2 protein-coding genes are annotated in these 1,049 nt (G+C 69.1%); both read right to left on the reverse strand.

Annotation, left to right across the window (positions count from 1 at the left end; translation table 11 throughout):
- Positions 1–69: 69 nt before the first annotated feature.
- Positions 70–495: a cytidine deaminase gene (locus DU475_RS23835; protein WP_164633519.1), complete on the reverse strand. Its 426-nt coding sequence runs from the start codon at positions 493–495 to the stop codon at positions 70–72.
- On the reverse strand, positions 492–1,049 hold a 558-nt coding region (gene ruvA, locus DU475_RS23840; RefSeq protein WP_164633520.1), incomplete at its 5' end, for a Holliday junction branch migration protein RuvA. The genes DU475_RS23835 and ruvA, both read right to left, overlap by 4 nt.

Raw genomic sequence — 1,049 nt, forward strand, 5'->3', positions numbered from 1 at the left:
CCCCAGCCCTCTCCCGCAGGCGGGAGAGGGAGCGCGCTGTGCGCGGGGAGAGGACTTCGGCCAACACGCTCACAGCACCCGCTCCCGGCTGTATTTGTTCGGCAGTAGCTCGCTGATCCCGACCGTTTCGACGCCGTCCGGTCCCGGCACCAGCACCCGGGCGTTGCGGTCGTAATCCCAGATCAATTCGCGGCAGGCGCCGCAGGGCGACACCACGCGGACCTCGCGATTGGACTCGTGCGGCTTGGGGTGGCGCACCGCCACGATGGTGTCGATGCCGGCCTCGCCCAGTTCGGTGATTACCTGCCCCAGCGCGACCGCCTCGGCGCACACCGCCATGCGGCCCAGATACGCGTCGAGATTGACCGCGACATAGCGCCGGCCGGTGCGGGTCAGCAGCGCGGCACCGACCTCCTGCCAGTCGTTGCGATAGCGCTTGGTAATCGCTTCGATCGCGGCATCGATCAGCGCGCGGTCGGTGTCGGTGATACTCACTTCGACAGCTCCTTCAGGCCGAGCTTGATCAGTTGCGCGGTCGCGGCGTCCTCGCCGGCACTGCGCGACGCCGCAGCGACAGCCGCCGCCGCCTGCGGCTGGCCATAGCCGAGATTGACCAGCGCAGAGATCGCGTCGGCGACGGCGCGCGGCGCGGTGTTGTCGTCGATCGCGCCGGACAGATGCACCACCGCCGGATCGACGTTGCCGAGCGCCGGCACCTTGTCCTTAAGCTCGGTGACGATGCGCTCGGCGACCTTCGGCCCGACGCCGGGCGTGCGCGCCACCGCGGCTTTGTCACGCAACGCGATCGCATTGGCGAGGTCGTGCGGCGGCAGCGTCGACAGCACGGCCAGCGCCACCTTCGCGCCGACGCTCTGCACCGTCTGCAAGAGGCGGAACCACTCGCGCTCGGTATCGGTGCGGAAGCCGAACAGCTTGATCTGGTCTTCTCGCACATAGGTCTCGATCGACAGCACCGCCGCCTCGCCCGGCGACGGCAGCGCCTGCAGAGTGCGGCTGGCGCAATGCACCTGATAACCAACGCCCTGCAC

The sequence above is a fragment of the Rhodopseudomonas sp. WA056 genome, assembly GCF_010906995.1.
Taxonomy (GTDB): Bacteria; Pseudomonadota; Alphaproteobacteria; order Rhizobiales; family Xanthobacteraceae; genus Rhodopseudomonas; species Rhodopseudomonas palustris_G.